The following is a 6,538-nucleotide window of genomic DNA, read 5'->3' as shown; positions in this document are numbered from 1 at the left end:
ATTGCGCCAAGCCAGCGGCGAAGCCTTTGTGGAAGCGCGCGGCAACGGTCGCCACCGGAACCCCGCCCTGGAGATCGCCCAGCAGGGGCTGCCACAGGGTCCGCGGATCCATCTGAATGAAGCCCTTTTCGCTTTCGACGATGCCAAAAGGGTAGCCCGGTTCAGCGGCGTCCTCGATGATATCCGGATCGACGCAGGCCTCCAGCAGCATGGCCGCCTGCCCTTCATAACTCACCCGGTCCATGCACAGGCCACAGACCGCGCTGACGGCGTCAAAAAGCCGCCCGGCGGAACTGCAAAGCGGCACGCCGACATTCCTATCCAGCATGTGCAGCAACTGCGCTACCGGCTTTTCGGACAGGTACTGCATGATGGCCAGATCAGCGAATTGTTGGCGTGCCACGGACCAGCCGAAGGTATCCGCAAGCTGCACAAAGGCATTACGCCACGGTTCGCGCATCGCGAGGCCGCCTCCCGGCAGGGCGGAGGGCCGCAACCCGCCCAGGTGACGGATTTCTCGGTAATGCACCTGCAAACACTCACAACCCCACAAAGCGCCCCCATCGCCCAGACCCATGCCGTCCAGAGCCAGGGCGATGACCGGCGGATGCTCCAGCGGCAGGCCGTGTTCCGCCATGACCGCGGCAATATGGGCGTGGTGGTGTTGCACGGAAATCAGGGGGAGATCGCCTTCCTCCGCCATCTCCATCCCCCACTTGCGCGACAGATATTCGGGATGGCGATCCACCACGACGGCCTCGGGCACATGCTGGAAGAGCCGGGCGTAGAGGGCCAGATTCCGGACAGTGTCGTCCCAGACCGCTGCCTGTTCGAGATCGCCCATGTGCTGGGAAAGGATGGCTTGTCCGTCCTTGATCAAACAGAAAGTGTTCTTGAGTTCCCCGCCTAGCGCCAGCAGGTCCGGTGACGCCCCGAAACCCGCGGGCAGTGGCAACGATTCCGGCGCATAGCCCCGCCCCCGGCGCAGGATCATGGCCTCATTCCCCGCCATCTGCACCACGGAATCATCGACGCGATTGATGATGGCCCGGTCATGGGTCAGCATCCAGTCGGTCACCCCCCGCAGGGTTCGGACGGCGGCCGTGTCGTCAATAACCTGTGGCGCGTCCGAGAGATTACCGCTCGTCAGTACGATCGGCCGGTCCATCCGGCGCAGCAGGAGATGATGCAGGGGGGTATAAGGCAGCATAAAACCAAGTCGGCGCATCCCCGGTGCAATACCGGCTGCCAGGGAATCGTTTTTCAGGCGATTCAGCAGCACGATGGGCGCCCGATGGGATTGCAGCAACTTCTCCTCTGCGCGACTCACTTGCGCATAGCGACGCAGGACGTCCAGATCCCTGGCCATCAACGCCAATGGCTTATGGGAGCGGTGTTTGCGCAGGCGCAAGGCGGACACCGCACTTTCATTCGTGGCATCGCAAGCAAGATGGAAGCCGCCGAGCCCTTTGATGAGCACGATCTCCCCGCGCTTGAGGAGGTTGGTCGCCGCGTCCACCGCGTCCAGTTGGGTATATCGATCGGCACTGAACGCGTGGCCATCCAGCCGGATGAGCCGGGCCTTCGGGCCGCAGGCATGGCAGGCCACCGGTTGCGCGTGGAAGCGCCGGTCTTCCGGACTTCCGTATTCCGCGCGGCAATCCCTGCAGAGCGGAAAGGCGCCCATGGAGGTATGGGCGCGATCGTAGGGGATGTCTTCGAGGATCGAGAAACGCGGACCACAGTGCGTGCAATTAGTGAAAGGGTAGCGATAATGCCGGTTGAAGGGGTCAAAAATCTCCTGCAGGCAGGCAGGACAGGTAGCGGCGTCTGGTACCACCCCCGTATGCACATGGCCGGACCGGCTGGCGCTGATCCCGAAAAGTCCCTCAGGAGGATCTTCGTGCAAATATCCGCGGACCATCTCGTCGATACGCGCAAGCGGGGGGGGTTCGTCGCGCAGGCGAGTCAGAAATCGATCCCGCTCTGTTGCAGGCCCCCAGATCCGGATCAGCACCCCTTCCCCATCGTTGCACACATCACCGGACAACCCGCAGTCGCGGGCAATGCGCCAAACCGCAGGACGGAAACCAACGCCCTGAACCAGTCCGCGCACCCGGACTTCCTCGCCTAGGGTTGCGACCCGGTCCGCGGGGGAATTCATGACCGCCGGTCCCAAAGCAGCACGCGATTGTTACCCGAGTCGGCAATAATCATGATTCGTCCCGCAGCAGAAAGCCCGTAGGGACAGCGCCGATACCAAAATCCGTCACTAGGTCGCAGGCGCCCGGCTCCTCCGCATGGAGAAAAAACATGATACTTCCAGAACAGCCCCCTACCTGAAGCCAAAGCACGCTCGCCACCGTCATGACCTCCTCTAAAATGGTCTTATGGGCACCATGCAAAACCTTAAGCAGAAATGTTGCGAAACAATCATAATGTTAAATAAGTGTCATGTTAGCGCATAGCAAGCCAGAGTAGTTTGTATCATTGCAAAGAAAGTTAATATACTTTGTGGAACCTCCCTTTCACACCGAGGTACACATGGAAGCAAGCCCGCGCGCGGTTCCAGCCATTTTGTTCGCCCTGACGGACAAGCAGGAAGCCCGCAACTTGAGCTGGACGCTGTCCACGCACTATGAATGCATCATCATCTCCAGCGGCGGCGAGGCACTGGCCCTCGCCAGCACCCATATAGTCGCGGCGCTTATACCGGGGCGCTGAGCGATCGTCTCGGCCTATTCTCCGCGGCGGATGGCGATACGGTCCTGCTGGTTGAAGTAGAAGACATGTCTGTCTCCCTGCAGGCCAATTTACTCCGCTTTCTGCATCCGGCGAAGCGAAACCGCTCGGCAGCGATAAAACGCATTATTCCGATATGCAGATCATCGCCATCACCAATGTACCGCTCGACCAACTGGTGGAGCAGGCCAATTTCTGGCAGGATTTGTATAATTGTATGAATGGAAGAGAGCGCATTTAGAGGGACATATGGAAAGTATGGAGCGTGGCATGATCATCTCCGCGCTGAAGCGTTTCCACGGCGATCAACACCGTGCCGCCGAGGCACTCGGCTTCTTCCTGGTGGGCCTGGCCAACAAAATCAAACAGTACGCCATACTCACCAACCAGCCCGGATGAGCGACCGACCATGAACCTGCAACAACTTCGTTTCATCTGCGCGGTAGTACGCCAGAACTTCAATGCGTCGGCCGCGGCCGACAGCCTGTACACCTCTCAACCCGGGGTAAGCAAACAGATTCAACTCCTGGAAGATGAGATCAATGTGGCGCTTTTTGTGCGCAAAGGAAAACGCATAACCGGAATGACCCCGGCAGGTGAGCAGATATTCACTTTTGCACAACGGATAGTCGGTGATATCGAAAATATCCGAAAAGTGGGACAGGAGTTTTCCCAGGGAGATTGTGGCGAATTTGTGATCGCCACCACCCATACCCAAGCCCGATACAGCTTGCCCAGGGCGATAAAAACCTTTACGGAACGCTACCCAGGAGTTCAGTTGCGCCTGCGCCAGGGCAATCCTACCCAGATCGCGGAGATGCTTGCAGCGGGAGAGGCAGACGTGGCTATCGCAACGGAGTCATTAAATTCCTACGCGGGTCTTGTCGCCCTGCCCTGCTATCAGTGGAATCGCGCCGTTATCACACCCACCGGCCATCCGCTGCTGCAAAGCCAGCCGCTGACGCTGGAAGCGGTTGCCGCCTATCCGATAGTAACCTATGACCAGGCCTTTGCGGGGCGTTCCCTGATCGACAAAACCTTTGCAGATCACGGCTTGTCCCCCAACATTGTACTTTCCGCCATAGACTCTGATGTCATCAAGGCATACGTGGAACTGGGGCTGGGTATAGGCATTGTCGCCAAAATGGCTTATGACCCTGCACGGGATATAAGGCTGGAGGTGATTGATGCGAGTCACCTGTTCGAACCCAGTATCGCTTACCTGGCGTTAAGGCAGGGAACGTATTTACGCGGGTATCTCTACACCTTCATAGAGTTATATGCGCCGCACCTCGATCGTAGCACGGTGGATAAGGCCCTGGATTCCACAGGTGCTTCCAGGGCCTTATTGCCGTTGCCCTTCAGTTCATAATTCAAATCCGCAAGGCGGAAAATCTTAGTCGGCACAACCCAGCTTCAGGGCGTGGTACCGCAGATGGTCGGCTATATAAGTCTGGATAAACCAGTAGGAATGATCATAACCCGGGTGCCGTCGCAGACGGAGTTGTTGCCCGGAAGCCTCTGCGGCGGCCTCCAGAGTCTCCGGTTTCAGTTGCGCCGCAAGGAAAGGATCCGCTTCTCCCTGATCCACCAGTATCCCGCCGGGGTAGGGACGCTGGCGCATCAGCATGCTGGCATCCCATTCCTGCCATTGCTCACGATCAGGCCCCAGATAATTCCCGAAAGCCTTTTCTCCCCAGGGCACAGTGCTGGGGTTACAGACGGGCGAAAATGCCGATACCGAGTGCCAATGTTCCGGGTTGCGCAAAGCGAGCACCAGCGCCCCATGACCGCCCATGGAGTGCCCGAAAATACCCCGGCGTTCGGGAGATGCCGGGAAATGTTCTTCAATGAAGGTTGGCAACTCATGATCTACATAACTGCCCATCCGGTAGTTCCGGGTCCAGGGCGGCATTCTTGCGTTTAGATAAAACCCCGCCCCCACGCCGAAGTCCCAGCTGTCCGAATCACCGGGGATGTTCAATCCGCGGGGACTGGTATCGCAGGCGACCAGCATCAGCCCCAGTTCGGCGGCCAGACGCAGTGCGCCGGCTTTTATCATGAACGTTTCTTCGGTGCAGGATAATCCCGCCAGATAATATACGACCGGGACCCGGGCACCGCCCAACGCCTGGGGCGGCTGGTACACCGCGAAATTCATGGGTATTCCGGTGGCACTGGACGCATGGGTGTAATAACCCATACGCCCGCCAAAGCAGCTATGCTCTTCCCGTGTTTCTAACGAAGCCATCAATACACCACCACACTGCGAATAGACTCCCCCGTTTCCAGAAGATGGAACCCTTCGTTGATGTCTTCCAGTTTGAGACGATGGGTGATAAGGTCGTCGATGTTGATCTTCTTGTCCATATACCAGTCGACAATTTTCGGAACGTCGGTACGCCCGCGCGCGCCGCCGAACGCACTGCCGATCCATCGCCGCCCGGTAACCAACTGGAAGGGACGAGTCGATATCTCCTGGCCGGCACCAGCAACGCCGATGATGCAGGAAACACCCCAGCCTTTATGACAGCACTCCAGCGCCTGGCGCATGACCTTCACATTACCGATGCACTCGAAGCTGTAATCCGCACCACCATGGGTCAGTTCGACCAGATGGGACACGAGGTCGCCTTCTATCTCCTTCGGATTGACGAAGTGCGTCATACCGAACTTCCGGGCTATGGCCTCCCGGGCCGGATTTAAATCCACCCCGATGATCATGTTGGCGCCCACCAGCTTGGCGCCCTGAATCACATTCAGGCCGATGCCGCCCAGTCCAAAAACCACCACGTTGGCGCCGGGCTCCACCTTTGCCGTAAACACCACGGCGCCAATACCCGTGGTTACCCCGCAGCCGATGTAGCAGGTCGTGTCGAAAGGGGCATCTTCCCGGATTTTGGCAAGGGCGATTTCCGGCATCACGGTATAATTGGCGAAGGTCGAGCAGCCCATGTAATGGAACAACGGCTTGCCTTTGAACGAAAAGCGCGTCGTCCCGTCGGGCATCAGTCCCTTCCCCTGGGTCGTCCGAATCTTCTGACAGAGATTGGTCTTGCGCGAAAGACAATACTCGCACTCGCGACATTCGGGGGTATACAAAGGAATGACGTGGTCGCCCTTTTTGAGACTCTTTACACCCGGCCCAATGTCGACGACTATCCCGGCGCCTTCATGGCCGAGAATGCACGGGAACAGGCCCTCAGGGTCTGCGCCGGAAAGGGTAAAATGGTCGGTGTGGCAAATGCCGGTGGCTTTAAGCTCCACCAGCACCTCACCCTCCTTGGGGCCATCCAGTTGCACGGTTTCAATGACCAGTGGTTTACCCGCCTCAAAGGCGACTGCTGCACGAACATCCATGACTATAGACTCCTGGTAAGGGTAATTTCTGCTGAAACTCCGCCTCCGGTGCTCGCCGCCTTCCCGGCCGGACACACCATGGGGCGGATCTGTGATGTAATCAGGCTTCCTTGAGAACGCCTTGCGAATTCGGGGGCCGCCCAGCCCTTCTCCGGAGACAGTTCGGAGTGAACGAAGTCCAGACCATAAAACACGTGATCTTTATTTTCAATACGACCAAATTTTCCAGCACCGTAACCGAAGCTCTCGGCACGACACCCACCACCGCAAACTTGGCGCCTTTGGGCTTCCAGCACCTGGTGCAACCGCACGCGTGATTGTGCGGCCAGTTGCGACTTCACCTCCACAAGCACCGGGTTATGGGCGCAATGACAATGTAAGGGGAAGTTCGAAAAACTCCCCATTTCCAGTAAAATGTAGGGAGCCGATTGGAAGG

At 58.2% G+C, this 6,538-nt stretch carries 7 protein-coding genes and 2 pseudogenes; 4 read left to right on the top strand and 5 right to left on the bottom strand.

Going from position 1 to position 6,538, the window contains the following annotated elements; all coding sequences use genetic code 11:
- Together hypF and Q0C48_RS03605 are read right to left on the bottom strand one after the other, a co-directional pair.
- Nucleotides 1-2,164, bottom strand: a 2,164-nt coding sequence (gene hypF / locus Q0C48_RS03610; RefSeq protein WP_291521637.1) for a carbamoyltransferase HypF, incomplete at its 3' end; no start/stop codon positions are given.
- 49 nt (nt 2,165-2,213) lie between these two features.
- Entirely contained in the window at nt 2,214-2,369 is a 156-nt protein-coding gene (locus Q0C48_RS03605) for a hypothetical protein (RefSeq protein ID WP_291521635.1), read from the bottom strand.
- A 175-nt stretch (nt 2,370-2,544) separates the two neighbouring features.
- Between Q0C48_RS03605 and Q0C48_RS03600 the strand changes: the two genes are divergently transcribed.
- The 4 genes and pseudogenes from Q0C48_RS03600 (at nt 2,545) to Q0C48_RS03580 (ending at nt 4,114) form a co-directional block, all read left to right on the top strand.
- Nucleotides 2,545-2,724: a hypothetical protein gene (locus tag Q0C48_RS03600; RefSeq protein WP_291521639.1), complete on the top strand. Its 180-nt coding sequence runs from the start codon at nt 2,545-2,547 to the stop codon at nt 2,722-2,724.
- Nucleotides 2,643-2,983 (top strand): annotated as a pseudogene (locus tag Q0C48_RS14640) (sigma 54-interacting transcriptional regulator). Before Q0C48_RS03600 ends, Q0C48_RS14640 begins: the two are co-directional and overlap by 82 nt.
- Nucleotides 2,984-3,012: 29 nt before the next feature.
- On the top strand, nt 3,013-3,141 hold the full coding sequence (locus Q0C48_RS03585) for a helix-turn-helix domain-containing protein (RefSeq protein ID WP_291521630.1): 129 nt from the start codon (nt 3,013-3,015) through the stop codon (nt 3,139-3,141).
- Between the two features lie 10 nt (nt 3,142-3,151).
- On the top strand, nt 3,152-4,114 hold the full coding sequence (locus Q0C48_RS03580; RefSeq protein ID WP_291521628.1) for a CysB family HTH-type transcriptional regulator: 963 nt from the start codon (nt 3,152-3,154) through the stop codon (nt 4,112-4,114).
- A 24-nt stretch (nt 4,115-4,138) separates the two neighbouring features.
- On the opposite strand, the gene fghA is transcribed toward Q0C48_RS03580, so the two are convergent.
- The 3 genes and pseudogenes from fghA to Q0C48_RS03565 form a co-directional block, all read right to left on the bottom strand.
- The gene (fghA, locus tag Q0C48_RS03575; protein ID WP_291521626.1) at nt 4,139-4,993 is read right to left on the bottom strand and encodes an S-formylglutathione hydrolase; all 855 of its coding nucleotides are present in this window, start codon (nt 4,991-4,993) and stop codon (nt 4,139-4,141) included.
- Nucleotides 4,993-6,102, bottom strand: coding sequence for an S-(hydroxymethyl)glutathione dehydrogenase/class III alcohol dehydrogenase (locus Q0C48_RS03570; protein WP_257482102.1), 1,110 nt, complete (start codon nt 6,100-6,102; stop codon nt 4,993-4,995). Before Q0C48_RS03570 ends, fghA begins: the two co-directional genes overlap by 1 nt.
- Nucleotides 6,103-6,104: 2 nt before the next feature.
- Nucleotides 6,105-6,538, bottom strand: a pseudogene (locus tag Q0C48_RS03565) (hypothetical protein); the annotation flags it as partial.

Origin of the sequence: Acidithiobacillus sp. (genome assembly GCF_023255755.1) — a bacterium.
GTDB lineage: Bacteria > Pseudomonadota > Gammaproteobacteria > Acidithiobacillales > Acidithiobacillaceae > Acidithiobacillus.
Note: the sequence above shows the minus strand (reverse complement) of the source record. Positions and strands in the feature narration are given on the sequence as shown.